General features: G+C 65.4%; 21 protein-coding genes. 11 read left to right on the top strand and 10 right to left on the bottom strand.

Features of this window, described 5'->3' with window-relative positions; genetic code table 11:
* Positions 1-12 precede the first annotated feature (12 nt).
* The 3 genes from CCR94_RS09085 to CCR94_RS09075 all read left to right on the top strand — a co-directional run bounded on the left by CCR94_RS09085 (position 13) and on the right by CCR94_RS09075 (position 2302).
* Entirely contained in the window at positions 13-786 is a 774-nt protein-coding gene (locus CCR94_RS09085) for a lysophospholipid acyltransferase family protein (RefSeq protein ID WP_104507549.1), read from the top strand.
* A 56-nt stretch (positions 787-842) separates the two neighbouring features.
* Positions 843-1211, top strand: coding sequence for a hypothetical protein (locus tag CCR94_RS09080; protein WP_104507548.1), 369 nt, complete (start codon positions 843-845; stop codon positions 1209-1211).
* Between the two features lie 62 nt (positions 1212-1273).
* Positions 1274-2302: a DUF2125 domain-containing protein gene (locus CCR94_RS09075; protein ID WP_104507547.1), complete on the top strand. Its 1029-nt coding sequence runs from the start codon at positions 1274-1276 to the stop codon at positions 2300-2302.
* Between the two features lie 10 nt (positions 2303-2312).
* On the opposite strand, the gene CCR94_RS09070 is transcribed toward CCR94_RS09075, so the two are convergent.
* The gene (locus CCR94_RS09070; protein ID WP_104507546.1) at positions 2313-3152 is read right to left on the bottom strand and encodes a chorismate mutase; all 840 of its coding nucleotides are present in this window, start codon (positions 3150-3152) and stop codon (positions 2313-2315) included.
* A gap of 247 nt (positions 3153-3399) precedes the next feature.
* On the opposite strand from CCR94_RS09070, the gene metX reads away from it, so the two are divergent.
* On the top strand, positions 3400-4479 hold the full coding sequence (gene metX, locus CCR94_RS09065; protein WP_104507630.1) for a homoserine O-acetyltransferase MetX: 1080 nt from the start codon (positions 3400-3402) through the stop codon (positions 4477-4479).
* A complete protein-coding gene (metW, locus tag CCR94_RS09060) occupies positions 4476-5099 on the top strand; it encodes a methionine biosynthesis protein MetW (RefSeq protein ID WP_104507545.1) in 624 nt (207 codons plus the stop codon). The genes metX and metW overlap by 4 nt, the downstream gene beginning before the upstream one ends.
* Before the next feature lie 57 nt (positions 5100-5156).
* On the opposite strand, the gene CCR94_RS09055 is transcribed toward metW, so the two are convergent.
* From CCR94_RS09055 to CCR94_RS09035, 5 genes are all read right to left on the bottom strand, one after another.
* The gene (locus CCR94_RS09055) at positions 5157-6854 is read right to left on the bottom strand and encodes a methyl-accepting chemotaxis protein (protein ID WP_104507544.1); all 1698 of its coding nucleotides are present in this window, start codon (positions 6852-6854) and stop codon (positions 5157-5159) included.
* A gap of 57 nt (positions 6855-6911) precedes the next feature.
* Positions 6912-8609: a methyl-accepting chemotaxis protein gene (locus CCR94_RS09050; protein WP_104507543.1), complete on the bottom strand. Its 1698-nt coding sequence runs from the start codon at positions 8607-8609 to the stop codon at positions 6912-6914.
* Between the two features lie 78 nt (positions 8610-8687).
* Positions 8688-10175, bottom strand: a complete 1488-nt coding sequence (locus CCR94_RS09045; RefSeq protein ID WP_104507542.1) for a methyl-accepting chemotaxis protein — start codon at positions 10173-10175, stop codon at positions 8688-8690.
* A 101-nt stretch (positions 10176-10276) separates the two neighbouring features.
* Positions 10277-11269 (bottom strand): site-specific tyrosine recombinase XerD, encoded by a 993-nt coding sequence (locus CCR94_RS09040; protein ID WP_104507541.1) that lies wholly within the window; start codon positions 11267-11269, stop codon positions 10277-10279.
* Positions 11266-11409, bottom strand: a complete 144-nt coding sequence (locus CCR94_RS09035; protein ID WP_104507540.1) for a histidine kinase — start codon at positions 11407-11409, stop codon at positions 11266-11268. Before CCR94_RS09035 ends, CCR94_RS09040 begins: the two co-directional genes overlap by 4 nt.
* Positions 11410-11497: 88 nt before the next feature.
* Here CCR94_RS09035 and aroB point away from each other — a divergent pair, with 88 nt between their 5' ends.
* The 3 genes from aroB to CCR94_RS09020 are packed head-to-tail and all read left to right on the top strand — an operon-like array spanning position 11498 to position 15146.
* On the top strand, positions 11498-13258 hold the full coding sequence (gene aroB / locus CCR94_RS09030) for a 3-dehydroquinate synthase (RefSeq protein ID WP_104507539.1): 1761 nt from the start codon (positions 11498-11500) through the stop codon (positions 13256-13258).
* A gap of 6 nt (positions 13259-13264) precedes the next feature.
* On the top strand, positions 13265-14569 hold the full coding sequence (locus tag CCR94_RS09025) for an HlyC/CorC family transporter (protein ID WP_104507538.1): 1305 nt from the start codon (positions 13265-13267) through the stop codon (positions 14567-14569).
* Between the two features lie 46 nt (positions 14570-14615).
* Positions 14616-15146, top strand: a complete 531-nt coding sequence (locus CCR94_RS09020) for an isochorismatase family protein (RefSeq protein WP_104507537.1) — start codon at positions 14616-14618, stop codon at positions 15144-15146.
* Between the two features lie 85 nt (positions 15147-15231).
* Here CCR94_RS09020 and CCR94_RS09015 read toward each other — a convergent pair whose 3' ends face one another.
* The 3 genes from CCR94_RS09015 to CCR94_RS09005 all read right to left on the bottom strand — a co-directional run bounded on the left by CCR94_RS09015 (position 15232) and on the right by CCR94_RS09005 (position 19543).
* Positions 15232-16713 (bottom strand): hypothetical protein, encoded by a 1482-nt coding sequence (locus tag CCR94_RS09015; RefSeq protein ID WP_104507536.1) that lies wholly within the window; start codon positions 16711-16713, stop codon positions 15232-15234.
* Between the two features lie 62 nt (positions 16714-16775).
* A complete protein-coding gene (locus CCR94_RS09010; RefSeq protein ID WP_104507535.1) occupies positions 16776-18539 on the bottom strand; it encodes a glucan ABC transporter ATP-binding protein/ permease in 1764 nt (587 codons plus the stop codon).
* Between the two features lie 41 nt (positions 18540-18580).
* Entirely contained in the window at positions 18581-19543 is a 963-nt protein-coding gene (locus CCR94_RS09005) for an alpha/beta fold hydrolase (protein ID WP_104507534.1), read from the bottom strand.
* A gap of 165 nt (positions 19544-19708) precedes the next feature.
* On the opposite strand from CCR94_RS09005, the gene CCR94_RS09000 reads away from it, so the two are divergent.
* Positions 19709-20185 (top strand): Hsp20 family protein, encoded by a 477-nt coding sequence (locus CCR94_RS09000; protein ID WP_104507629.1) that lies wholly within the window; start codon positions 19709-19711, stop codon positions 20183-20185.
* Between the two features lie 201 nt (positions 20186-20386).
* On the opposite strand, the gene CCR94_RS08995 is transcribed toward CCR94_RS09000, so the two are convergent.
* The gene (locus CCR94_RS08995; protein WP_146089927.1) at positions 20387-20950 is read right to left on the bottom strand and encodes a hypothetical protein; all 564 of its coding nucleotides are present in this window, start codon (positions 20948-20950) and stop codon (positions 20387-20389) included.
* Between the two features lie 37 nt (positions 20951-20987).
* Between CCR94_RS08995 and CCR94_RS24495 the strand changes: the two genes are divergently transcribed.
* Positions 20988-21380 (top strand): hypothetical protein, encoded by a 393-nt coding sequence (locus tag CCR94_RS24495; protein ID WP_146089926.1) that lies wholly within the window; start codon positions 20988-20990, stop codon positions 21378-21380.
* 212 nt (positions 21381-21592) lie between these two features.
* Positions 21593-26266: a glutamate synthase large subunit gene (gltB, locus tag CCR94_RS08990; RefSeq protein WP_104507628.1), complete on the top strand. Its 4674-nt coding sequence runs from the start codon at positions 21593-21595 to the stop codon at positions 26264-26266.
* Position 26267 lies beyond the last annotated feature (1 nt).

The raw sequence follows: 26267 nt of genomic DNA, 5'->3' as shown, positions 1-26267 counted from the left end.
AAAACAGAACCCATGCTTTTTCTTCGCTCCCTCGCCTTCAACGTCCTGTTTTACGCCAACCTCACGGCCCTGTTGATCCTGGGCCTGCCGACAATGTTGTTCGGCCGGCTCACGATCATCCGACTGGCGCATTACTGGGGCTGGTCGTCGATCTGGCTGATGGAGAAGATTTGCGGAACCCGGGTCGAGTTTCGCGGCAAGGAAAATCTTCTGACCGAAGGCTGCATCATCGCCGCCAAGCACCAGTCCGCCTGGGAAACCTTCGCGCTCTGCACGCAATTGCGCGACTTCACCTATATCCTGAAGCGCGAACTGACGTTCATCCCGCTGTTCGGGCAATATCTGGTGCGCGCCGACCAGATCGCCATCAACCGCAACAGCCGCTCCGCCGCCTTGAAACAACTGGTCACGGAGGCGCGCGCGGCCATCGCCGAGGGGCGGGCGATCTTCATTTTCCCGGAGGGCACGCGACGCCCCGCCGGCGCGCCGCCGCACTACAAGGCCGGGGTCGCCCACCTTTATGCGGCCGAAAACGCGCCCTGCGTGCCAGTCGCCCTCAATTCCGGCCTGTTTTGGCCGCGCCGCAGCTTCATGCGCCCGTCCGGAACCATCATCGTCGAATTCCTGCCCGCCATCCCCCCGGGCCTGTCGACATCCGCGTTCCTGGCCCAAGTGCAGCAGGTGATCGAAGAGGCGAGCAACCGCCTGATCGCGGAGGCGATCGCCGAGAATCCGGCTCTGGCGGTCAATCTGGCGCGGAACGAAGCCAGCCCAAACGCGGCTTGACTTTATTCCTATTTTGTTCTTTTTTGTTCTCGTGACGTAACGCTCATGAGAACAAAATGACCGCCGCCGCCCCACTCACCGCCTGTAGCCGCCCGCTCGCCGCCTTGCGCGCCACGAGCCTCGAAAACCTGTTCCAGTCCTGGCGCGGTCGTTCCGGCCGACGCTACATCTGCTCGGTCCACACCATCTCCGACGAACCGGCGTTCGACCCGGACCGGGCCGTGATCGCCGCCGTGCGTCAAAGTTTCGGCGCGGCCGAGATCGCCTTCGTGTTTCGGCCGGAAGGCGAGGATTTCGCTGTTTGGGCCGAGCGGGCGCGGCGCAGCGGCGCGACGGCGCTCCATGTCCATCTGCTGGCGGACACGCCGGAGGCGCGCGGCGCGGTCGCGGACGACCTGCGGCCGGCGCCGATTTTCGCGCTCTGACAAAAAGGCAGACTTCCGCCCCGAAACTTGGCACAAGGAAGCGTTCTCGTCGCGAGGGTATCATGGCCGCCGTTTCCTCCAGCTCTTTGTCGCGTATCGTGCTCGGCGTCGTCACCGCCCTGGCGCTGGGCTTGAGCCTGTCCTGGCTGGTCGCGGCGCAAAAACTCGGCGATTATCTGCACCAGCCCGCCTTCAACGGCGTCGCTTTCGCCGATTTCTGCGGCGGCAGCGAGATCGGCGGCTTTCCGTTCCGCCTGAAATTGACCTGTAGCCAGATGAAGGCGCCGCTCAAGCTGGGCGGCGGCGATCTCGTTTTCACCGCCGACGAGGTCAAGGGCGTGGCCAGCCTGTGGTCGCCCAATCACGTCGTCTTGAGCTTTTCCAGCCCGGTGGCCTTGCGCAATGCGGGGGGCGGCTTCGCCAAATTGCGTCACGACGGCGCGACGTTCGATTTCGCCTGGGGCTTTGGCGGTCTCACCGAGGTGGCGGTGAACGCGCGCGCGCTCGACTGGCGGCCCGAGGTGATCGACGCCGGCCTCGCCTTCAACGCGCAGACGCTGAATTTTGTCGCGCGCCCCTCCTCCCGCGACGGCGTTGCCTCGCTGCGCGTCGAAGCCGATGTCACCGGGCTGACGGCGCCGCTGTTGCAAAGCCTGCTGCGCGATCCCGGCCCCAACGCGCTCACCGTCTCCGGCGACCTGTTTCCGCTGCTCGCGCCGCGCAACGACTGGCGGCAGGCGCTGGAGGACTGGCGGCGGGCGCAAGGCGCGGCCCGCATCGACAAGGCCGAATGGCGCTGGGGCGCGCTCACCGCGCGATTCGACGGCGTGCTGGCGCTCGATGACGCGCACAGGCTGGCGGGAACGCTCAACATCGACGCCCGCGGCGCCGGACCGCTCGCCGCCCGGCTCGGCCTGCCCATGGCGCCGGGCGCGGCCAATGCGCTGCTCGGTGCCTTGTTGGGCGGAAAACCGTCGGCGCGGGATCGGGACAAGCCGGGCGATGACAGCATCGCGCTGACCCTGCGTCTTGCGCAGGGCGGCGCCTATCTCGGGCCGTTGCACGTCGGCGTGCTCACGCCGCTTTATTGAAGGGCGAGTCTTAAGCGGGAAGCGCGAATCGCTCGGCATGGCTGCCGATCCAGGCGATCCGGTCGAGGGCCGCGCCGCCCGGCAGTTGCTTGAGGCGGTCGGCGTCCCAGTCGCCGGGGGCCGACAGCAACAGGGAAAAACCCTCGCCCTCGCTCTGGCCGAGCGTGTCACACCCCTGCGCGGCCCAACCGCTCACGTCGGGCGCGGCGCCGCCGCCTTGCGCGGAAAACAGCGCGACATCGGTGGCCGCCGCTTCCGCCAGCGGATTGGAAATGATGAAGACCGGCGTTCCCGCCGGGTGGCCCGGCCGTTCGACGAAGGGAAGCCGCGCGATGATTTTTGGCGCGTCGGCGGCGGCGAGGCGCTCCCACCATCGGGCGTCCTCGGCATGAAAACCGGCGCGGATCATGCCGAGATCGCCGCCGGCGTCCGGCCCTCCCGAACCCGCCACCGCCGCGATCGCCTCGCCAGGCGTCGCATGGCCGACCAAGGGCACGGTGAAGCCGAAATGGAACCGGGCGGAATCGCGCATCGCCGAATCACCGCCGGACAGATCGGCGTGAACAGAATAATTCGACTGAACGTAGGTAAAGGTGGAGATGATCACGCGCCAGATGCTCTCCACCGTGTCGAGCGGCAAGCGGCCGTGGTGGCGCGAAGCGATCTCCCGCATCATGTCGGCCTCGCGTCCCGGCCGGAACGCCGAGCCGCCGCCCTGCCGGGCTTTCACCGCTATGAGCCGGTCGATGATTTCTCCGCGCTGCATCAGCAGCGCATGCATCTCGGTGTCGATCCGGTCGATTTCCGACCGAAGATCCGACAGGCCTTCGAGGGCTTTGGTCTCGCTCATGGCAGGGGCGTCTCTATCTTTCTTGCGCGCGGCTCCCTGTATAGGGGGCTAAACCATTCTGGCAAATGCCCGCGACGCCCGGCTTGACCGCCGTCACGTCAATATCCTATATAAAAAACGGTTTGTTCGGAAAAACGAACGAGGACATCAGGCCAACTTGACCGAGACCCTTCACTTTCCCTGCAATGCCGAGGCGGACGCCCCCCACAGCCGAATCGCGCATTTCGACTCATCCCAACCGCTCGCCATGTCGGCCGGAGTGATGCTCGCCCCGTTCAGCATCGCCTACCAGACCTATGGGCAGCTCAACGCGGACAAGTCCAACGCCATTTTGCTGTGCCACGCGCTGACCGGCGACCAGCATGTGGCCAACGCGCACCCTGTCACGGGAAAGCCGGGCTGGTGGTGCGCCCTGGTCGGCCCCGGCAAACCGTTCGACACCGAAAAATATTTCATCATCTGCTCCAACGTGCTTGGCGGCTGCATGGGCACGACCGGACCGGCCTCGCTCAATCCCGCGACCGGCAAGGCCTATGGGCTCACCCTGCCGGTGGTGACGATCGCCGACATGGCCCGCGCGCAGGCCATGCTGGTGGAGCGCCTGGGGATCGAGACCCTGTTTTGCGTCGCCGGCGGCTCGATGGGCGGGATGCAGGCGCTGCAATGGGCGGCCCTGTTCCCGGAAAAGGTGTTTTCCGCCATGATCATCGCCAGCGCCGCGCGCCATTCGGCGCAGAACATCGCCTTTCATGAAGTCGGCCGGCAGGCGGTGATGGCCGATCCGAACTGGCGGGCCGGGCGTTACATCGAGGAAGGCGTGCGCCCGGCCAAGGGGCTGGCGGTGGCGCGCATGGCGGCCCATGTCACCTATCTCTCGGAAGAGGCGTTGCAGCGCAAGTTCGGCCGCAAGTTGCAGGATCGCGCGGAAAAGACCTTTTCCTTCGACGCGGATTTCCAGGTCGAGAATTACCTTCGTTACCAAGGATCGACCTTCGTCGATCGCTTCGACGCCAACTCCTATCTCTATGTCACCCGCGCCTGCGACTATTTCGACCTCGCGCAGGACTACGGCGGCTCGCTGGCGCGCGCCTTCAAACATTCGCCGACGCGGTTCTGCGTGGTCTCCTTCAACTCCGACTGGCTCTACACCACGGCGGAATCGCGCGTGATCGTCCACGCGCTCAACGCCGTCGCGGCCTCGGTGTCCTTCGTTGAAATCGAGACCGACAAGGGCCACGACTCTTTCCTTCTCGACGAGCCCGATTTCGTCGCGACCACGCGCGGCTTCCTCGCCGGCGCGGCGCGCGCGCGGGGGCTTGGCTCATGAACGCCAAGCCCGCCACCCGCATCGACCTGCTGCTGGTCGCCGGCATGGTGACCGACGGCGCCCGCGTGCTCGACGTCGGCTGCGGCGACGGCGAACTCTTGCGCCTGCTGAGCGAGACCAAGCGGGTTGACGCGCGCGGAATGGAGATTTCGCAAAAGGGCGTGAACGATTGCGTCGCCAAGGGGCTTTCGGTGGTGCAGGGCGACGCCGACGTCGATCTCGCCGATTATCCGACCGGCGGTTTCGATTATGTCATCCTGTCGCAGACGTTGCAGGCGACGCGCAACCCGAAATATGTGCTGGAGCAGATGCTGCGGATCGGCAAGCGCGCCATCGTCTCCTTTCCGAACTTCGGCCATTGGCGCATCCGCTGGCAAATCGCCGCGCGCGGTCGCATGCCCGTGACCTCGAACCTGACTTACGCCTGGTACGAAACGCCCAACATCCACTTCTGCTCGATCCGCGATTTCATCGCCCTGGCCGAACTGGTCGAGGCGCGCATCGTCGATTCCATGGCGCTCGACAAGGAGGGCGCGCAAATGCGCTACGAAGCGCCCTGGTTTGTCTGGAACCTGCTCGGCGAGCAGGCCATGTTCCTGCTGGAGCGCAAGCGCGGGTAGTTTTGCTATTGCGCGGAGTCTCGTTCAGAACCCGCGTCCGCTTCGCTTGAAAATGCTCTAAGCCGCGCGCACGCCCGCGAGGAAACAATCCACCTCGCGGCGCAGGCGGTCCGATTGTTGCTCCAGCGTCTGCGCCGAGGCGAGCATTTGCGTCGATGCGGCCGAGGAATTTTGCGCGGCCGAGAGCACGCCGCCGATATTTTCGGCGACCGCCTGCGCGCCCTTCGACGCCTGCTGGACATTGCGGGCGATTTCCGAAGTCGCCTCGCCCTGCTGGGACACGGCGGCGGCGATGGTCGTGGCGACCCGGTTGCTTTCCTCCGTCGTGCGCGCAATGCCGGAAATGTTCTGCGCCGCCCGCTGCGCCGTGGTCTGGATGTCGCCGATCTGGGCGGCGATATCGGCGGTGGCGCGGCTGGTCTGCTCGGCCAGGGATTTCACCTCCTGCGCCACGACCGCGAAGCCGCGTCCCGCCTCGCCGGCCCGCGCCGCCTCTATGGTGGCGTTGAGCGCGAGCATATTGGTCTGTCCGGCTATGTCCGAGATCAGATTGACGATGCCGCCGATCTTGTCGGCGGCGAGGCTGAGTTCGCGCATCTGCCCGTCGGTCTTTTCGGCCTGGGCGGCGGACTCGCCGGCCATCTGCCTGGAGTGGCCGACCTGGCCATTGATCTCCTGGACCGAATAGGTGAGTTCCTCCGTCGCGGAGGCCACCGAGCCGATACTGGCGGCGGAGCTTTCGGAGGCTTCCGAAACGGTCCTGGCCTGTCTGGCGGTTTCGACGGCGGCATCGCTCAGGATTCGCGCCGTGCCCTGGAATTCGCTGGCGGCCTTGGCGACCTCGGCGACGATGGCGTTGACGTTGCGGTCGAAATCCTCGGCCATTTTCTGCGCATGGGCGCGGCGTTCTTCCCCGGCGCGCGCCTGGTTTCCGGCGGCCTCGGCTTCGAGTTGGCGGGTCTGCGCCATGTTGGACTTGAACACGGCGAGGGCGCGCATCAGGCCGCCCACCTCGTCGGCGCGGCCGTCATCGACGATATCGACGTCGACATCACCCCTGGCGAGCCGTTCCACCGCTTCGGAGGCGCGACCGAGCGGCCGCACCACGCTTCCGACGATCGCCAGCGCGGCGGCGGCGGCGATGAGGGCGGCGAGCAGCAGGGCGCCGAGCAAGATGAAACGCGCGGACCTGTAAACGGCCTCGCCCGCATCCGCGGCCTTCTTGCCTTCGTTGCGGTTGAAGGCGCTGTCCTTCTCCAGGATTTCCTGCAAGCGGGCGCGTTGCGCCGACGCGGAACCTCTGTAATCCTCGTAGGCGCCTTCGATGTCGCCGGAGCGCGCGCGTTGCATGATGGCGCGCGAATGGCCTGAGAACTCGGGCCAGAGCTTCGCGAACTCGCCCATCAGGACTTCGTCCTCGCTGTTGCGGGTTATGAGCGGCTTGTAAGCGGCATGGGCCTTCTCGACCTCTTCGATCGTCTTGTCGAACTTGGTCAGCGCGGTTTCCGGATCCTTGTTGAAATTCAGCGCCAGCATGGCCTCGGACTGCGCACGGGCGAGCCGCGACAGCGTGTGGCGCAACGTCCCGATCTGCCCAACCGAGGGCAGCCAGTTGTCGCGGACATCGGCCGCCTTTGTGTTGATGTCCGCCATCTGCGTCCAGGCGACGCCGCCGAGTGCGGCGACGATCAGGGTCAGGGCGGCGAGCGCCCCGACAATCTTCCTGCCAATGCTCAGGTCACGCCAGAATTTCATTTTTTCGCCTTATCGTAAGGGCAATCCAGCGGGCAGAGCGCGAACGCCGACCGCCTGTCAGGCGGCGCGCACCGTCGCCAGGAACGAATCCACTTCCTTGCGCAGGCGATCCGCCTGCTGCGACAGCGTTTGCGCCGAGGCGAGCATTTGCGTCGAGGCGGCGGAGGAATGTTGCGCGGCCGACAGCACGCCGCCGATATTGTCGGTCACCGCCTGCGCGCCCTTCGACGCCTGCTGGACATTGCGGGCGATTTCGGAGGTCGCCTCGCCCTGCTGGCCAACGGCGGCGGCGATGGTCTGGGCGACGCGGTTGGTTTCTTCCGTCGTGCGCACGATGGCCGAAATGTTCTGCGCCGCGCGCTGTGTCGTGGTCTGGATGTCGCCGATCTGGGCGGCGATATCGGCGGTGGCGCGGCTGGTCTGCTCGGCCAGGGATTTCACCTCCTGCGCCACGACCGCGAAGCCGCGTCCGGCCTCGCCCGCGCGCGCCGCCTCTATGGTGGCGTTGAGCGCGAGCATGTTGGTCTGTCCGGCTATGTCCGAGATCAGGCTGACGATGCCGCCGATCTTGTCGGCGGCGGCGGCGAGTTCACGCATCTGCGCGTCGGTCTTTTCGGCCTGGGCGGCGGACTCGCTGGCGATTTGCCTGGACTGGTTGACCTGGCCGTTGATCTCCTGCACCGAATAGGTGAGCTGCTCGGTCGCGGAGGCCACCGAACCGATATTGGCGGAGGAGCTTTCGGACGCTTCCGCGACCGTCCTGGCCTGGCTGGCGGTTTCGACGGCGGAATCGCTCAGGATTCGCGACGCGCCCTGGAATTCGGCGGCGGCCCTGGCGACTTCGGAGACGATGGCGTTGACGTTGCGGTCGAAATCCTCGGCCATTTTCAACGCCTGGGCGCGGCGTTCGCCCTCGACGCGGCCCTGGGCTTTCGCCGCATCGGCCTCAAGCTGGCGGCTTTGCAGCATATTGGCCTTGAACACCACAAGAGCCTTCATCAGCCCGCCCACTTCATCGGCGCGACCGTCGTGGCTGATTTCGACATTGAGATCGCCGTGCGCCAGCCGTTCGACCGCTGCCGAGGCGCGGCCCAGCGGGCCGGACACGCCGGAGGTCAAGGCAAAGCCGGACAGAGCGCCAAGCGCGGCGGCGAGCGCAAGCGCGCCGAGCAGGATCAGTTTGGCGGAATCGTAAACCGCCGCGCCTTCGTCGGCGGATTTCTTGCCGGAGGCTTCGTTGAACTCCACATCCTTGCCAAGCACATCCTGAATTTTCAAACGCAGCTGATCCGTGCCGGCGCCGTAATCGTCAATCGCGCCATCGACATCGCCCGCCTTGGCCTGTGCGATCGTGGCCCGCGCATGCTGACGGAATTCCGACCAAAGCCGGTCGAACTGGCCCATCAGAACCCCGTCCTCGCTATTGGGGGTGATCAAGGGCTTGTAGGCGGCATAGGCCTGTTCGACATCGGCCACGGCCTTCTCGAACCCGGCCAGCGCGGCTTCGGACTCGTGCTTCGCGCCCAACACCAGCAACACATTCGCCTGCGCGCGGGAGATGCGGGCGAGGGAGAGCCGCAGCTTGCCGATCTGGGCGACCGAGGGCAGCCAATTGTCGCGGATGTCAGCCGCCTTGGCGTTAACCGCCGCCATCTGCGTCAGGGCGACGCCGCCAATGCCGGCGCTGACGAGAACGAGCGCGGCCAGCACCACGATAAGCTTCTTCCCTATTTTCAGGTCGCGCCAGATGTTCATGTCTTTCTCTGTTTCACAATCGAGGATCTGACTTGCAAGTTCAGTAACATTCGTGGGTTGCTGCGGGCTTGCCCGCGCTCAGGCGGCTTGACTTGAGATTTCGCGCACCGATTTCGCCGCCGTGTCGATCTTCACCGTGGCTTCGGCGATGGCGTTCATCGAGCTGGTGATGGCGTCAACGCCCTTGGAGGCCACCTGCATGTTCTCGGAAATATCCGTGGTGACTTCGCTTTGCGCCTGAACCGAGCCGGAAATGGCGGCGGTGATCTTGTCGATGGTGGCGATGACCTCGCCAATGCTTTCGATCGCGCGGGAGACGCTGGCGGTCGAGTGGCGCACCGAGGACACTTGCGCGCCGATTTCCTCGGTGGCCCTGGCGGTGCGGGTGGCCAGCATCTTGACCTCGGTGGCGACCACGGCGAAGCCGCGCCCGGCCTCGCCCGCGCGCGCCGCCTCGATGGTGGCGTTGAGCGCCAGCAGATTGGTTTGCGCGGCGATTTCATTGATCAGGGCGACGATTTCGCCGATCTTTTGCGCATCGCTGGACAGGCCCTCCACCAGACCGACAGCGGCGGCGGCTTCCGCGACCGCCTTTTGCGCGATTTCCCCCGCGTGCTCCACCTGGCGGGCGATTTCCTGGAACGAGGCGGACAGCTCCTCGGCGCCGGCGGCGACCGCCTGCACATTGCCGGAGGCCTGGTTGGAGGCGGCGGCGGCCTCGACCGCTTCATGCGAGACCGAGGAGACCGATTCGGTCATGCCGCCGATCTGGCTTTCCACCTGCCGGAAAATGTCCTCGCGCCGCTTTTGGGCCAGAACCTGTTCGGTAATGTTGGTGCAGAATTTCACCACCCTGACCGGCTTGCCTTCAAGGTCAAGGATCGGATTGTAGGAGCCCTGAATCCAGACTTCCCGGCCGCCCTTGCCGATGCGGCGGAACTGGCCGGAGAAAAATTCGCCGCGACCGAGCCGCGCCCAGAAGGCGCGATAGGCGTCGGTGGCGCGCTCGGCGGGATCGATCAATATGGAATGATGCTGGCCGACAAGTTCATCCAGTCTATGCCCGGTCGCGGCCAGGAAATTCGCGTTGGCGTTGACGATGCGGCCATCGATCTCGAATTCGATCACCGCCTGCGAGCGGTTGATCGCCGCGATCTGGTCCTTGGCGAAGGCGGCTTCCAGCTTTTCCTTGGTCACGTCGGCGGCGAATTCGATCACCCGGAACACTTTGCCGTTCCTGTCCAGCAAAGGGTTATAGGTCGCCTGAATCCACAAGGGCGCGCCGGATTTGCCGATGCGCTTGAAATCGGCGCGCTGGACCTTGCCCGCGCGCAATTCGTCCCAGAAGGCGCGATATTCGGCGCTGTCGCGCTCGCGCGGATCGACGAAAAACGCATGTTTCTGGCCGACGATTTCCTCAAGGCGATAGCCCATGACATCGAGGAAATGTTTGTTGGCCGTGATGATCGATCCGTCGGGGCTGAACTGGATCACCGCCCGCGAGTGATCGAGCGCCTCAAACGCCGCCCGATAAAGCGAATCATTGCCGAAACCGAAAATATTCATTGAGGCTCCCCCGAGCGCGGATCTGCTTGAGTTGCATTCGAGTAAAACACAACCTATGAGGGATTAATAAAGAGATTGTTATCATTCGCTCGATTTGCGGATTAATCGCCCTCATCCGCCTCGTCATTGAGGGGGTGAAGATCGCGGACCATCGCTTTCAGTCTTTCGTCCAGTACATGCGTGTAAATCTGCGTCGTCGCTATATCCGCATGACCGAGCAACTCCTGGACGATACGTAAATCGGCGCCGTTTTGCAGCAGGTGGCTGGCGAAAGCATGGCGCAAGACGTGGGGACTGACCTTGTCCGACGGCAGACCGGCCGCGCTCGCCAGCATTTTCAACTCCCTGGCGAACACCTGCCGGGTCAGGTGGCCGCTTTCGCCCTCGGACGGGAACAGCCATTTCTGTTTCGCGGCGCCGGGTTGCAGCTCCAGCAGGAGGTCGCGATAGGACAGGATGGCCTCGCGCGCCGCCGGCGTCAGCGGCGCCAGACGCTCGCGTCCGCCCTTGCCCTTGATGGTGAGGAAGCCGCCGCCCTCCGACGAGGATTTTTCCGCCAGTTTCGCGGCGGAAAACGGCAGCGACACCAGTTCCGACACGCGCAGGCCCGAGGCGTACAGCACTTCCATCAGACAGGCCGCGCGGCGCGCGCGCAAAAGGTCGCCCTTGGGACGGTCGGGGTCGTCGAGGCCCTCGCGGATCACGCCCAGCAGCCGGTCCACCTGGGCGACGGTGAGGATTTTTGGCAGGCGCCGGCCCTGGCGCGGTCCTTCGAGCAAAGCGGCGGGATCGTCGGCGCGATGGTCCTCGGCCGCGAGAAAGCGGTGGAACTGTCGGATGGCCGAGAGTTTGCGCGCGGTGGACGAAGGCTTCAGCTTCGCCTGCGCCAGAGCGGCGAGATGGTCGCGGATGTCCTCGATATCGGCGTCGAGCGGCCCGCGCGCGCGGGCGGTCAGATGCGCCAGATAATCGGTGATATCGGCCCGATAGGCTTCGAGCGTGTTTTTCGCGGCGCCGCGCTCGGCGGCGAGCAGGTCGAGGAAATCCGACAGCAGGGGCGGCGCGCCCGCCGTCCCGCCCGGTTTCACGCTCATTTGTTGAGCAGGTCGGGCTTGATCGTCTGGCTCATCTCGCGCGGTTGCGGCTCGACAAAGGCCACCAGCGCCGCCGTGGCGACGAAAACCAGTCCGCACAACAGACCGATGAGAAAAACCAGGCGCAACAAACTGGGCATGTCGGAAGACCTTCAACATTCTTGTCTTCAAGATTTCACGCCGCCGCCGCTTATTTTCGGCGACGCGGCATGATAGTACATAACGACTATGTCGGATCAAGTCATCGCCCCGACGCCGGACGCCCCGCCGTCGGCGCGGGATTCGCACGCGGAAAACATCGTCGGCGCGCTCGCCGGACGACCCATTGTGCTCGTCGGCATGATGGGATCGGGCAAGACCTCGATCGGGAAACGGCTGGCGCAACGGCTTGGCCTCGCCTTCGTCGATTCCGACCACGAGATCGAGACGGCGCACCGGCTGACCATAGCCGAAATCTTCGCCTCGCATGGCGAGCCCTATTTCCGCGAGGGCGAGCGGCGCGTGCTGGCGCGGCTGATCGGCGAGGGCGAGCGCGTCATCGCCACCGGCGGGGGCGCCTTCATCGATGCGCGCACGCGCGACCTGATCCGGGAGCGCGCCGTTTCGATCTGGCTGCACGCCGAATTCGCCGTGCTGATGCGGCGGGTGCGCAAACGGCCGACCCGGCCGCTGCTCCAGAACGCCGACCCCGAAGGGGTGATGCGCAACCTGATCGAGCAGCGCTATCCCATCTACGCCGAAGCCGATATCGCCGCGCATTCGCGCGATGTCGCCCACGAGACCATTGTCGAGGAAATCATCCAGGCGCTCGACGCGCATCTGGCCAGGCAAGGAGATTTTTCAGCCGAAATGAACACGCTTGTCCTCCCTCCTCCGGCGGCGCGGGTCGCGGTCGCGCTCGGCGACCGCTCCTATGACATTCTGATCGGCCCGGACCTGATCGCCACCGCCGGCGCCCGCATCGCGCAACTCGCGCCGGGCGCAAGCGTGTTCATCGTCACCGACGCCCATGTCGGCGCGCTCTGGCTGGCGCCGCTCGAAGCGAGTCTGGAACAGGCCGGAATTCGCCACGACCGCCTCATCCTGCCCGCCGGCGAATCGACCAAGACCTTCGCGCATTTCCAACAATTGTGCGAGGCGGCGCTGGAGGCGCGCATGGAGCGCGGCGACCTGCTGGTCGCGCTCGGCGGCGGCGTCATCGGCGATCTCACCGGCTTTGCCGCCGCCAGCCTGCGGCGCGGCATGAATTTCGTGCAGATTCCCACCACTGTGCTGTCGCAGGTCGATTCCTCGGTCGGCGGCAAGACCGGCGTCAACACCGCGCAGGGCAAGAATCTGGTCGGCGCCTTCCACCAGCCGGCGCTGGTGCTGGCCGACACCGGCAGTCTCGCCACCCTGCCGCCGCGCGAATTCGCCGCCGGCTATGCCGAAATGGTCAAATATGGCCTGATCGACCGGCCGGATTTCTTCGACTGGCTGGAAAAGCACTGGCCGGCGGTGTTCGGACGCGGCCCGGAGCTTGAGCACGCCATCGCCGTCTCCTGCGAGGCCAAGGCGGCCGTCGTGGCGCGCGACGAGACCGAGCAGGGCGACCGCGCCTTGCTCAATCTCGGCCACACCTTTGGCCACGCGCTGGAAAAAATCGTCGGCTATGATTCGTCCCGCCTCGTCCATGGCGAGGGCGTGGCCGTGGGCGTCGCCTGCGCCTTCCGTTTTTCCGCGCGCGAGGGTTTTTGCCCGCCCGAGGCCGCCGAGCGGGTGGAGGCGCATCTGCGCGCCGTCGGCCTGCCGACGCGCATCCCCGAGGTCTTGCCGACGGGCGTCGACGCCAAGGAGATTCTGGACGCCATGGCGCAAGACAAAAAGGTCAAGCGCGGCGCCCTTACCTTCATTCTGGCGCGCGACATCGGCCAAAGCTTTATCGCCAAGAATGTGGACGTCGAGAAGGTGCGTTCGTTTCTTGAAGACGAATTGCGAAACGGAGCCTGAGTCCCCATGCATGGCTCGGGCGAACCCCTGCCGGTGAACATCTGGGTCGCCGTCGTGATCCTGCTGGCCTGCATCCTGCTGTCGGCCCTGTTCGCCGCCTCGGAAACGGCGATGACGGCGGCCTCGCGCGCGCGGATGCACGCGCTGGAGAAACAGGGCGACGCGCGGGCGAAAACCGTGCTGCGGCTGCTCGCCGGCCGCGACCGTCTGATCGGGGCCATGCTGCTTGGCAACACGATGGTCAACATCGGCGCCTCGGCCTTTCTCACCACGGTTCTGGTGGCGCTGGCCGGCCCCGAGGGCGCGATCTACGCCACCGCGACCATGACCGTGCTGCTGCTGATCTTCGCCGAGGTCATGCCGAAAACGGTCGCGATCAACTATCCCGACAGTTTCTCGCTGGCGGTGGCGCGGGTCGTCGCCATTTTCGTCGCGCTGTTCGGCCCGATCCTGTTCATCGTCGAGGGAATCGTGCGCGGCGTGCTCTATCTCGCGGGGCTGCGGCCCGGCGCCGCCGTCCATCTGCTGACGGCGCAGGAGGAGCTGAAAAGCGCCGTCGATCTGATGCACAGGGAGGGCGGCGTCGACAAGAGCGACCGCGACATGTTCGGCGGCCTGCTCGACCTGAAGGAACTGGTCGTGTCCGACGTCATGGTCCACCGCACCAAAATGGCGACCATCGACGCCGACGCCCCGCCGGCGGACATCCTCAACGAAGTGGTGTCCTCGCCCTATACCCGCATTCCGCTGTGGCGCGACAATCCCGACAATTTCGTCGGCGTGCTGCACGCCCGCGATTTCCTGCGGGTTCTCGCGGAATCCGGCTGCGACATCGCCAAGGTCAAGCTCGACGCCATCGTGACCGAACCCTGGTTCGTGCCGGAGACCACCGGGCTTGAGGAGCAGTTGCAGGCGTTCCGCAAGCGCAAAACCCATTTCGCCCTGGTGGTGGACGAATATGGCGACGTGCAGGGGCTGGTGACGCTTGAGGACATTCTGGAGGAGATCGTCGGCGACATCCGCGACGAGCACGACGTCGCCCTGATCGGCGTGCGCCGCCAGCCCGACGGCTCGGTGCTGGCCGACGGCTCGGCGCCGATCCGCGACATCAACCGCTTCTTGGGCTGGGAATTGCCGGACGAAGAGGCGACCACCATAGCCGGCCTAGTGATTCACGAGGCGCGGGCCATCCCCGACCAGGGCCAGCAGTTCCAGTTCCACGGCTTCCGCTTCGAGGTTTTACGCAAGCAGAAGAACCGCATCACGCTGCTGCGGATCACCTCCGCGCCGGAAGCGGAGGGGCGGAAGTAGCGGTGCGGCGGGGGCGGCGGCCTTCGCACGCGAGATGAGGACATCCATGCTGACCATAGACCCGAAACGCGCCCTGCTGCTCGTCATCGACTTCCAGGCGCGGCTGATGCCGGCGATCCACGACGGCGAGGCGGCGATCCGCAACGCCGCAAAACTCATCGAAATCGCCAGGCTGCTCAATGTCCCCCACCTCGTCACCGAGCAGAATCCGACGCGCCTGGGCTCGACCGTCGAAGCGCTGCCGGTCGAGGGCGATGTGGTCGCCAAATTCTCGTTCGACGTCTGCCGCGAAGCCGGTTTTGTCGAACGCATCCCCGCCGACGCCCATGTCATCGTCACCGGCTGCGAGGCGCATGTCTGCGTTTTGCAGACCGTGCTCGGCCTGCTCGCCGCCTCGCGAAAAGTGTTCGTGGCGCGCGACGCCATCGGCTCGCGCAAGCCGGAAGACAAGGAAGCCGCGATCCGGCGCATGGCGCGCCACGGCGCCGAGATCGTCACCACCGAAATGGTCGCCTTCGAATGGCTTGAAACCGCCGAGCATCCGCGCTTCCGCCAAGCGATGGCGTTGATCAAATGACCGGGGCGCTTCCTTCTCCCCTTGCGGGAGAAGGGGCGCGGTGGATTCATCGGGTCTGGCCGACAGAGACGCACGAAATGCTGCGTCAGCGGCCGGGCTTGCGGATGCGGTAGAGCGTGAAGCGGCGCTCGACGCGCAAAGGTTCGAGCCGGGCGGGGAACGGGTTTTCGCCGGGCGCGCCGATCACATAGAGATAGCCGAAATCATCAGGCCAATGGGCGAACAATCCAACCGCTTGATCGGCCATCACGGCCAGATCCGCCACGGTGATGCTCCCGGCGTCCTGAACGTTGAGCTTTTCATAACCCGGCCGCGAGGTCAGCGGCTGCTTGCCCTTCAGCGCCATCACCGAGGACACCAGCGCCTTGTCGTAGGACGCCGCCAGCGTCGGCGCGTGGATCATCGGCTCGATGGTCTGGCCGCTGAACGGGGATTCGTCATTGGCCCGCGCCACCAGAATTTTCGTCCCCCTGTCGATCTGGGCGAAGGACTGGATCATCGCCGCGTAATCGGCGCGATAGGAGGTCCAGAGCCAGCCGACAAAAGCCAGATTGACGCAGATCAGCGCCAGCGTGGCGAGATTGACCCGGCGCTCCCACACCGGATCGGGAAAGCGCAAGCCAATGAAGCCGGGCAGGATCAGCGCGGCGGCGACCAGCACGCGGACATCGACATAAGCGGTGTCGAACAGCATTTGCGGCGTGGCGACGTAGAGCAGCGCGAAACCCGCCGCCAGCCAGCCGCCGGCCTGCACGGCGACAAGGCCGTTGGCGCGGCGCAGGCGCAGCGCGGTCAGCAGCAGCAGCGCCAGAATGAGCGTCGAAAGCGGCGTGCTGTAGCCGTTGGCGGCGACCAGCGGCCACAGCGGCTTGAAGGCGAAATCCCAGGAATTGCCCTGCTGGCCCACCGAGCCGCCCGACAGCAGCAGCGCCGCGCCGGCGACGAGCGCGGGCGCCGCCAGCACGGCCAAGGCGCCGACAAGATCTTTCGCCGCGCGCCGCTCGTGGAAACGCCAAAGTTCATAAACGCCCAGCGTAAACCCATAGAGGCCGAGCGCGAACAGATGGGCGGCGAACAAAGCGGCGACGAACAGCGTGTGGGCGATGGCGCGCGCGAAAAATGTCTCGCGGAAAACGATCCAGCAGGCGATTCCCCACAGCGCGAGACCAAGCCCGAAGCTGAAGTTCACAAACCCCCAGGCGAAGGGGAAGGCATAGGCGAACAGCAGGGCAATAAAGCCGGCATAGTCGAAGCGCTTCTTGACGGCGATCTCCACCGCCACCGCGCCCGAAATCGTCAGCGCCTGCGTGGCGAACACGAACAGTCGCGCCGCCGTCTCGACGTCCAGCCAACGCGACAGCGGCGGAACGATCAGGTCCATGGCGAGATTGGGATAAAAGCTCCAGGCCGCCATGTAATAGGGCGAAACATCGCCGGCCCGCTCGGCGGCGAGCAGGCGCATGCGCGCGAGATGGTTGAGATAGTCCGCCATCGCCGGGATCGGCGTCGCCAGCGTCAGCGCCAGCACGGCAAGGGCCAGAAGTGCGAAAAGCTTTTCCCGGGTCATGCGCGCTGCTCGTGACGTTGCGATAGGCCATTTACGCGCAGCATCGTGAAGGGATGGTTAGCTCAATGCGCCGGCTCCCCCGCCATGAATTGCGCCCGCGCCAAAGCCGCGAAACGGCCGTCGCGCGCCACCAGTTCGTCGAACGTCCCGGTCTCGACGATCCTGCCCTGCTCGAACACCATGATGCGGTTGGCGCCGCGAATGGTGGCGAGGCGATGCGCGATCACGAAAGTGGTGCGCCCGTGGGTGGCGGCTTCCAGCGCCGCCTGCAACTGCTTTTCCGTGGCGGCGTCGAGCGCGGAGGTCGCCTCGTCGAACACCATGATCGGCGGGTCTTTCAGCAGGGCGCGGGCGATGGAGACGCGCTGGCGCTCGCCGCCCGACAGCGACCGGCCGCGCTCCCCGACAATGGTTTTCACCCCGTCCACCTGCCGGGAGACGAAGTCGCTCGCCTGCGCCCGCTTCAGCGCAAGGCCGATCTCCTCCGCCGTGGCGTCGATCTTGCCGACGCGCAGATTTTCCTCGATGGAGCGGGCAAACAGCATCGGCTCCTGGAACACCACGCCGATATTGCGTCGCAAGGCCGAAAGCTTGATGTCGCGGATGTCGATGCCGTCGATGCGGACGGCGCCGGAATTGGGGTCCATGGCGCGGTGCAGCAGACTGAGCGTGGTGGATTTGCCCGACCCGGTCGCGCCGACCAGGGCGACGGTCTCGCCCGGCTTGACCGTGAACGACACGTCATCGACCGCGATCCGCCGGGACTCATAGCCGAAGCTGACGTGGTCGAAAGTGACTTCGCCGCGCAGACGGCCGGGGTCGAGCGCGCCGGCCTTGTCGGCTATGGCCGGCGAGGTCTCCATGATCTCGAAGAATTCGCCGATCTTGGGCGCCTGCATCAGCAGATTGTTGAAAAAGCCGACCACGCCTTCCAGCCGCGCGATCAGCATGGTGGCGAAATTCATGAAGGTGACGATTTCGCCGATGGTCGCCAGCTTGTGCAGGTGCAGCCAGACGCCGACCAGGAAGATGCCGACCAGCGACAGGGTCGAGGCGGCGCGGGTGGCGACCGTGGCCAGCGCCCACCACGACAGCACCGGCAATTGCGCGGTCAGCACGCGGTGGATGATGTCCTGCAACCCGCGCGATTCGTTCTCGATGCGGGTGAAGGACTGGATCACCGGCAGATTGCCGAGCACGTCGGAGGCGCGCTCGGCCAGTTGGGCGTTGAAAACCTCGACATTGGCCTGAAGTCCATGGGTGCGGCGGATGACGAAAGTGGTGAGGACGCCGAAAAAGGCCACGAGAATGACGAGGATCAGACCGAGCCGCCAGTTGAGGAACAAGGTGGTCGGCAGCAGCACGAACAGGGAGACCAGCGCGGCGCAGTTCTCGCGGAAAAACGACAGCCAGATCACGAACATGCCGCCGGCCGCGTCCAGCATGACTTTCAACAGCCGTCCGGAATGGGTGGCGGTGTGAAAACTCAGCGGCAATCCGAGAATATGGTCGAAATATTCGGCCATCGCGGCGAGGCGGCGGCGATGCGAGAGACGGTCGGAATGCAGCGCGACGGTGACGGCGGCGACGATGGAAAACAGGCCGAACCCGACCCAGGCGACGATCAGCGGTTGTAACGTCAGCCAGGTGTCGTGCTTGCCATGCGCGTCCAGCCTGGTCATGGCGTCGATGATGCGCCCGAACAGCACGGGTTCGACGAATTGCGCGGCGGCCAGCGCCAGATTGGCGATCACCAGGAGGATGGCGAGGTTTTTTTCCGGCGCGAGCTGGCGCAGGATACGGCCGTAAACTTTTATGATGGACATCAATTCAGCCGATATCTTCCATGCCGCCCGTGGCGGCGATGTCACGCATGCGCCGCCGGCAGCAATGGCTCGCCGGGAATGAAGGTGTCAAACGCCGCCCAGAATTTCGCGCGGATTTCCGGGCGCTCCATCATGATTTCATGGCGCGCGCCGGGCAGCACCACGCACAGGGCGTTCTTCAGCCGTTTCGCCAGATTTTCCACCGCCGGCGTGGACACCAGCCGTTCGTCGCCCGCCGCCAGCATCAGCACCGGGACATTGATGCGCTCGGCGAAGCCGGGTTCGACGAGGCGGTCCATCAATTGATAGGCGGCGTGAACCCATCCCACCGTCGGCTCGCCGAGGCGCAAGCGCGGACAGGCGGCGACGATCCTGGCCGTGCGTTCGAAGCGCGGGCGATCCGAACTGAGGATATTGCCCTCGAACCGCTTCTCGCACAGCATGGTGGCGCCGCCGCCGGGGATGAACATGCGCGACAGGCCGGCGAAGACGAAAATATCCGCCAGGGCGCGGGCGTAGTCCGAACCGGGAAAGCCGTGCAGCGCCAGCATGGGCGCGGTGGCGACCACGCGCGCGAACGGCGAGCCGCCCCGCGCCGCCGCGTGATCGAACAGCGCCGCCGCCCCCATGGAATGCGCCAGGGCGAACCAGGGTTTTGGCGCGTCGGGACCGAGCACCTGCTCTACCAGCGCGTCGAGATCGTGGCGGTAGTCGGCGGAATGGAGCACATGCCCCTTGGCCGGATTGGCCAGCAGGCGCGGCGACAGGCCCTGCCCGCGCCAGTCGAAGGCGACGACGAAATAGCCGCGCTCCAGCAATTCGCCGATTATCTCGTAATATTTCTCGATGAATTCCGAACGCCCCTGCAAGATGACGACGGTCCCGCGCGCTTTCGCCTCCGGCCGCCAGTAGGCGGCGCGCAAAAGGGCGCCGTCGCGCGCCCGCAGGCGCACGACATTGGAGCCGGGCGGGCAAGGGTTGGCGGGCGAGTCGAACAGATCCATGAGTGCGTCTCTTTTTTTCACCATAACGCGCGCGGCCGTCTTGAAAAGCCGTTTCGCACGCCCAAATCCATATTGCGCGGGCCAAAATGGACGCGCGACGGTCCGGCCGAACAGCCGGCCCGACCGGATGTATCGCTCACCATGTCGCTCAATGGAGGATATGACATGCGCACTTTCGATCTCTCTCCGCTCTACCGCTCCACCATCGGCTTCGATCGGCTGTTTTCGCTGCTCGACCAGAGCGCCGGCGCCGAGGCGCCCGCCGCCTACCCGCCCTATAACATCGAACGCACCGGCGACAACGCCTACCGTCTGACCCTCGCGGTCGCGGGCTTTGGCGAGGACGAATTGTCGATCGAATCACGCGAGAACACGCTCACCATCAAGGGCGCCAAGGATGCGCAAGCCGATGGCGAGACACGCGAAGTGCTTTATCAGGGCATAGCCGCCCGCGCCTTCGAGCGCCGCTTCCAACTCGCCGACCACGTTCTGGTCACGGGGGCGAAGCTGGAAAACGGCCTGCTCCACGTCGATCTCGTCCGCGAGATTCCCGAGGCCCAGCGCCCGCGCCAAATCCCGATCGGTCAGGGCGCGCCACGCTCCAAGGAGGCTGGCCCGCGCGCGGTGGAGAACGCCGCGTAATTCTCGATAGGAAGAACAACCTGACGGGCGCAATGCGGCGCCCGTCTTTTCGCGACCCGGTTCAATCCGTCATGCCCGCGCTTGTCGCGGGCATCCACGCCGATCCGTCGCCGAAGCGCCGAATGCGCAAGCAAGCTGAACGGCGTGGATGGCCGGGACGACGCCCGGCCATGACGGCGGAATCAGCGAGTCTTTTCCGCATCACTGTGGCAGCTTCTCGATCTTTGGCGCGCCCTTCAGCGGCTTGATCGGGCTGAGCGCGGCATTGGGATCCGGCCTGCGCTCCGGCGGCGCTTCGACAATCTCCCCCTCCTCGATCATCGGCGGGGGCGGAGGCGGCTCCTCGACCTGTTTCGGCGGCGGCGGGGGAAGCACCTCCTCCGGCGGCGACGGAGGCGGCGGCGTTCCGAGGTGATCGGCATCCAGGGGGCCGGCCGGATGGACCGGACGCCCGAGCGGAATATCCGGCGGTTCGTCGCCATTGACGCGCGGACGCGGCCGTTCCGGAGCCGGGCGCGAAAGCGTCACGGTCAGGATTCCGCCGGTTTCCGCGTCCAGCGTGAACTTGCGCTCCTCGCCCGAGGGAAATCGTCCGAAGGCCACGATTTCAAAACCGCGCACGAGCGGCCTGCCGATCATGCGCGCCCCCTCGCGGCGCAGGATCGCGCCAACGCGGTGCGGGCGCAACGCCACCACGGGCCGCGGTTTGTCCGGCGCGCTGAAGAAGAACTTGAAATAAGGGCCGGTATCGATATCCATATCCATTAAGGAGCCGGCGCCGGCCGGCGCCCCGGCCAGAAAGATGGCCAGCGCCGCCAATCCCAACCGCGAATACGCAAAGCGCGACATCTTTTCCCTTTCGCAGGCGCGAGCCGCAACGGCTCAAAATCGTTTCATGCCGGCAGGCAGCTTAGAGCTTTATCCTGCCGCGAGCCTTGCGTGGAAAGCGCGTCCGGTTCGTGGCGTGAAATCATACGAGATACCCCAACGATCCATTTTTGATATCGTCGGCCTTTCGCGTGGAATTTTGCTTCCTCCTCAAGGAATTCCACGCGATATTGGTGTCGCGGATCGCACAGCGACCTTGCGGAAGCCGCATCGCATTGAAATCTTGCGAACCGTGCATAAAGACGGCTTGTGCGGGGGATGCAATTCTGGCAATGTCGCGCGCCGCCAAATAGGACAGCCTTACTGACCATTCGGCGCGCCGCGACCTCGTGAAGCGCGCGATGGGGCGGAGGCGGACAGGCCCCGCCACGCAAAAAGGTTTGGTCTGGGCAACGGGCGGGATGAACGGGCATGAACAAGCAGCAGGGTTCTGATTTTTCGCGCGATTTCGCCCGGCATGACGGGAAGATCGCCGCGAAGGAAACCCCCGCCGCCGCTCACGCCGAGAAGGATGCTGGTATGGATACGTCTGCCGTGAATGGTCTGCAAGCCGATGGCCTCCCCTTGGCGCAGGGCCTTTACGATCCCCGCAACGAGCATGACGCCTGCGGCGTGGGCTTCGTCGCCAACATGCATAACAAAAAGTCGCACGAGTTCGTGCGCATGGGCCTGCAAATCCTGCTCAATCTCGACCATCGCGGCGCGGTCGGCGCGGACCCCAAGGCCGGCGACGGCTGCGGCATGTTGATGCAGATCCCCCATCGCTTCTTCGTCGAGGAGGCCAAGCGTCTCGGCTTCTCGCTGCCCGAACCCGGCGAATATGCCGTCGGCAGCCTGTTCTTCCCGCGCGATCCCGAAGGCCGCAAGATCGTCCAGGACATTTTCGAGCGCGCCATCGCCGCCCAGGGCCAGAAACTGCTGGGCTGGCGCGACGTGCCGGTCGATCCCTCCGTGCTCGGCGAATCCGTCATCCCGACCGAGCCCGCTTGCCGCCAGGTGTTCATCGCCAAGGGCGAAAACGCGCGCGGACAGGATCTGTTCGAGCGCAAGCTGTTCCTGATCCGCAAGATCGTCTCCAACGATGTGCGCGCCCTCGCCGACAAGCGGACGAGAGGCTGGTATCCGGTGTCGCTGTCCTCGCGCACCATCGTCTACAAGGGTCTGCTGGTCGCCACCGCGCTCGGCGGCTATTTCCTCGACCTTCAGGACGAGCGCGTCGAGACCGCCATCGCGCTGGTGCATCAGCGTTTCTCGACCAACACGTTTCCGTCCTGGCAGTTGGCGCATCCCTATCGCATGGTCGCCCATAACGGCGAGATCAACACGCTGCGCGGCAATGTGAACTGGATGGCGGCGCGTCAGGCCTCGGTGTCCTCGCCGCTGTTCGGCGACGAAATCTCGAAGCTGTGGCCGATCTCCTACGAGGGCCAGTCCGACACCGCCTGTTTCGACAATGCGTTGGAATTCCTGGTGCAGGGCGGCTATTCGCTGGCCCACGCCATGATGATGCTGATCCCGGAGGCCTGGGCCGGCAACCCGCTGATGGATGAAGACCGCCGCGCCTTCTACGAATATCACGCCGCGCTGATGGAGCCGTGGGACGGCCCCGCGGCGGTGGCCTTCACCGACGGCCGCCAGATCGGCGCCACGCTCGACCGCAACGGCCTGCGCCCCGCCCGCTATCTCGTCACCGACGACGGTCTCGTGGTGATGGCGTCGGAAATGGGCGTGCTGCCGATTCCGGAAGAAAAGATCGTCACCAAATGGCGGCTGCAACCCGGCCGCATGTTGCTGGTCGATCTGGAGCAGGGCCGCATCGTCGCCGACGACGAGATCAAGAGCGCGCTGGCCAAGCATCATCCCTACAAGCAATGGCTCAACCATTCGCAAATCGTGCTGGAAGATCTGAAGCCCGTGGAAGCCGGCGCCTCGCGCACCGACGTGCCGCTGCTCGACCGCCAGCAGGCCTTCGGCTACACCCAGGAAGACATCAGCTTCCTGATGGCGCCCATGGCCGTCACCGGCCAGGAAGCCATCGGCTCGATGGGCGCGGACACCCCGATCTCCCCGCTCTCGTCAAAGTCGAAGCTGCTCTATACCTATTTCAAGCAGAATTTCGCCCAGGTCACCAACCCGCCGATCGACCCGATCCGCGAGGAGCTGGTGATGAGCCTGGTCTCCTTCATCGGCCCGCGCCCGAACATTCTCGACCACAAGGGCACGGCCGAGAAGAAGCGGCTGGAAGTGCGCCAGCCGATCCTGACCAACGCGGACCTCGAAAAGATCCGCTCGATCGGCCATGTCGAGGACAGCTTCGACACCAAGACGCTCGACATCACCTATGACGCCGAACTGGGCGCCGACGGCCTCAAGCCCATGCTCGACCGCCTGTGCGACCGCGCCGAACAGGCGGTGACCGGCGGCTACAACATCATCGTTTTGTCCGACCGCATGGTCGGCCCGGACCGCATCCCGATTCCCGCGCTGCTGGCCACGGCGGCCGTGCATCATCACCTCATCCGCAAGGGCCTGCGCACCTCCGTGGGTCTGGTGGTCGAAACCGGCGAAGTCCGCGAAGTCCATCATTTCGCTCTGCTCGCCGGCTATGGCGCCGAGGCGATCAACCCTTACCTCGCCTTCGAGACGCTGGCCGACATGGCCGACGAATTCCCGGCGGAAGTCGACGGCTACGAGGCGATCAAGCGCTACATCAAGGCGGTGGACAAGGGCCTGCTCAAGGTCATGTCCAAGATGGGCATTTCGACCTACCAGTCCTATTGCGGCGCGCAGATTTTCGACGCGGTCGGCCTGTCGAAGAAGCTGGTGGAGGATTATTTCACCGGCACGGCCACGCCGATCTACGGCGTCGGGCTGGAGGCGATCGCCCGCGAGACCGTCGAGCGCCATCGCACCGCCTTCGGCGACGCCCCGGTCTATCGCGGCGCGCTCGATGTCGGCGGCGAATACGCCTACCGCACCCGCGGCGAAGCGCATAACTGGACCCCGGATACGATCGCGCTGCTCCAGCACGCGGTGCGCGGCAACAGCCAGGACAAGTACCGCGCCTTCGCCAAGCTCTTGAACGAGCAGGCGGAAAACCTGCTGACGATTCGCGGCCTGTTCCGCATCAAGGATGCCGCCGAAGACGGCCGCAAGCCGATCGACATCAGCGAAGTCGAACCCGCCAGCGACATCGTCAAGCGCTTCGCCACCGGCGCCATGTCGTTCGGCTCGATTTCTCGCGAGGCGCACACCACGCTCGCCATCGCCATGAACCGCATCGGCGGCAAGTCCAACACCGGCGAGGGCGGCGAGGAAGCCGACCGCTTCAAGCCGCTGGCCAATGGCGATTCCATGCGCTCGGCCATCAAGCAGGTGGCCTCGGGCCGGTTCGGCGTGACGACGGAATATCTCGTCAATTCCGACATGATCCAGATCAAGATGGCGCAGGGCGCCAAGCCCGGCGAAGGCGGGCAACTGCCCGGCCACAAGGTCGATGCGGTCGTCGCCAAGGTGCGCCATTCCACCCAGGGCGTCGGCCTGATCTCGCCGCCGCCGCACCATGACATCTATTCCATCGAAGATCTGGCGCAGCTGATCTACGATCTGAAGAACGTCAATCCGCGCGCCGCCATTTCCGTCAAACTGGTGTCGGAAGTGGGCGTCGGCACGGTCGCGGCCGGCGTGTCGAAGGGACGCGCCGATCATGTCACCATTTCCGGCTTCGAGGGCGGCACCGGCGCTTCGCCGCTGACCTCGATCAAGCACACCGGCAGCCCCTGGGAAATCGGTCTGGCCGAAACCCATCAGACGCTGGTGCTGAACCGTCTGCGTTCGCGCATCGCCGTTCAGGTCGATGGCGGCTTGCGCACGGGACGCGACGTGATCATCGGCGCCCTCCTGGGCGCGGACGAATTCGGCTTCGCCACCGCGCCGCTGATCGCGGCGGGCTGCCTGATGATGCGCAAGTGCCACCTCAACACCTGCCCGGTCGGCGTGGCCACGCAGGACCCGGTGCTGCGCAAGCGCTTCAAGGGTCTGCCCGAGCATATCATCAACTATTTCTTCTTCGTCGCCGAGGAAGTGCGCGAATACATGGCCAAGCTCGGCTATCGCAGCTTCAATGAAATGGTTGGCCAGTTGCAGATGCTCGACCGCGACAAGGCGATCCAGCACTGGAAAGCCAACGGCCTCGACTTCTCCCGCCTGTTCCACAAGCCGACCGCCGTCGCGGGCGACACCATCTATCATTCGACCGAGCAGGATCACGGCCTGGAAAAGGCCGCCGACCGCGCCCTGATCGAATCCGCCGCCCCGGCGCTCGAACGCGGCGCCCCGGTGCGCATCGAAACCCACATCCGCAACGTCGATCGCACCTTCGGCGCCATGCTGTCGGGCGAGATCGCGCGCATTTACGGCCATGCCGGCCTGCCCGACGACACCATTCACATCCGCGCGGTCGGCACGGCCGGGCAAAGCTTCGGCGCCTGGCTCGCCCATGGCGTGACGCTGGAACTGGAAGGCGAGGCCAACGACTATGTCGCCAAGGGCCTGTCGGGCGGCCGCATCGTGATCTATCCCTCGCGCGACGCGAAACAAATCACCCCGGAGCATTCGATCATCGTCGGCAACACCGTGCTCTATGGCGCGATCTCCGGCGAGGTCTATTTCCGCGGCGTGGCCGGCGAACGCTTCGCCGTGCGCAACTCCGGCGCGGTCGCCGTCGTGGAGGGCGTGGGCGACCACGGCTGCGAATACATGACCGGCGGCGTGGTGGTGGTTCTCGGCGAGACCGGCCGCAATTTCGCGGCGGGCATGTCCGGCGGCATCGCCTATGTGTTCGACGCGGACGGCAGCTTCGCCTCGCGCTGCAACATGTCGATGGTCGATCTGGAGCCGGTGCAGGAAGAAGAGGATCTCAACCAGCGCCTCCACCACCAGGGCGGCGATCTCGCCGGACACGGCCGCGTGGACGTGATGGGCGACATGACCCGTTTCGACGCCGAGCGCCTGCGCCAGTTGGTGACCAATCACCTGCGCTACGCGGGCTCCACCCGCGCCCGCGAAATTTTGGACAATTGGGCCGAAAACCTGCCGAAGTTCAGAAAAGTCATGCCGGTGGAATACCGCCGCGCGCTCGCCGAACTGAATGCGCAGAACGAACAGCGGCCGACCGCCGCCGCCGGAGAATAAG

Origin of the sequence: Rhodoblastus sphagnicola (assembly GCF_002937075.1) — a bacterium.
GTDB classification, from domain to species: Bacteria; Pseudomonadota; Alphaproteobacteria; order Rhizobiales; family Beijerinckiaceae; genus Rhodoblastus; species Rhodoblastus sphagnicola.
The sequence above is the reverse complement of the archived record's forward strand: the minus strand, read 5'-3'. Positions and strand labels throughout refer to the sequence as shown.

Coding starts and splice junctions, on each gene's coding strand:
- CCR94_RS08995 (WP_146089927.1), bottom strand. CDS start 20,950: ATGGATATGGATATCGATACCGGCCCTTATTTCAAGTTCTTCTTCAGC.
- gltB (WP_104507628.1), top strand. CDS start 21,593: ATGGATACGTCTGCCGTGAATGGTCTGCAAGCCGATGGCCTCCCCTTG.
- CCR94_RS09000 (WP_104507629.1), top strand. CDS start 19,709: ATGCGCACTTTCGATCTCTCTCCGCTCTACCGCTCCACCATCGGCTTC.
- CCR94_RS09005 (WP_104507534.1), bottom strand. CDS start 19,543: ATGGATCTGTTCGACTCGCCCGCCAACCCTTGCCCGCCCGGCTCCAAT.
- CCR94_RS09020 (WP_104507537.1), top strand. CDS start 14,616: ATGCTGACCATAGACCCGAAACGCGCCCTGCTGCTCGTCATCGACTTC.
- CCR94_RS09045 (WP_104507542.1), bottom strand. CDS start 10,175: ATGAATATTTTCGGTTTCGGCAATGATTCGCTTTATCGGGCGGCGTTT.
- CCR94_RS09075 (WP_104507547.1), top strand. CDS start 1,274: ATGGCCGCCGTTTCCTCCAGCTCTTTGTCGCGTATCGTGCTCGGCGTC.
- CCR94_RS09025 (WP_104507538.1), top strand. CDS start 13,265: ATGCATGGCTCGGGCGAACCCCTGCCGGTGAACATCTGGGTCGCCGTC.
- CCR94_RS09040 (WP_104507541.1), bottom strand. CDS start 11,269: ATGAGCGTGAAACCGGGCGGGACGGCGGGCGCGCCGCCCCTGCTGTCG.
- metW (WP_104507545.1), top strand. CDS start 4,476: ATGAACGCCAAGCCCGCCACCCGCATCGACCTGCTGCTGGTCGCCGGC.
- CCR94_RS09070 (WP_104507546.1), bottom strand. CDS start 3,152: ATGAGCGAGACCAAAGCCCTCGAAGGCCTGTCGGATCTTCGGTCGGAA.
- CCR94_RS09085 (WP_104507549.1), top strand. CDS start 13: ATGCTTTTTCTTCGCTCCCTCGCCTTCAACGTCCTGTTTTACGCCAAC.
- CCR94_RS09050 (WP_104507543.1), bottom strand. CDS start 8,609: ATGAACATCTGGCGCGACCTGAAAATAGGGAAGAAGCTTATCGTGGTG.
- aroB (WP_104507539.1), top strand. CDS start 11,498: ATGTCGGATCAAGTCATCGCCCCGACGCCGGACGCCCCGCCGTCGGCG.
- CCR94_RS09035 (WP_104507540.1), bottom strand. CDS start 11,409: ATGCCCAGTTTGTTGCGCCTGGTTTTTCTCATCGGTCTGTTGTGCGGA.
- CCR94_RS09055 (WP_104507544.1), bottom strand. CDS start 6,854: ATGAAATTCTGGCGTGACCTGAGCATTGGCAGGAAGATTGTCGGGGCG.
- metX (WP_104507630.1), top strand. CDS start 3,400: ATGTCGGCCGGAGTGATGCTCGCCCCGTTCAGCATCGCCTACCAGACC.
- CCR94_RS09010 (WP_104507535.1), bottom strand. CDS start 18,539: ATGTCCATCATAAAAGTTTACGGCCGTATCCTGCGCCAGCTCGCGCCG.
- CCR94_RS09015 (WP_104507536.1), bottom strand. CDS start 16,713: ATGACCCGGGAAAAGCTTTTCGCACTTCTGGCCCTTGCCGTGCTGGCG.
- CCR94_RS24495 (WP_146089926.1), top strand. CDS start 20,988: ATGGCCAGCGCCGCCAATCCCAACCGCGAATACGCAAAGCGCGACATC.
- CCR94_RS09080 (WP_104507548.1), top strand. CDS start 843: ATGACCGCCGCCGCCCCACTCACCGCCTGTAGCCGCCCGCTCGCCGCC.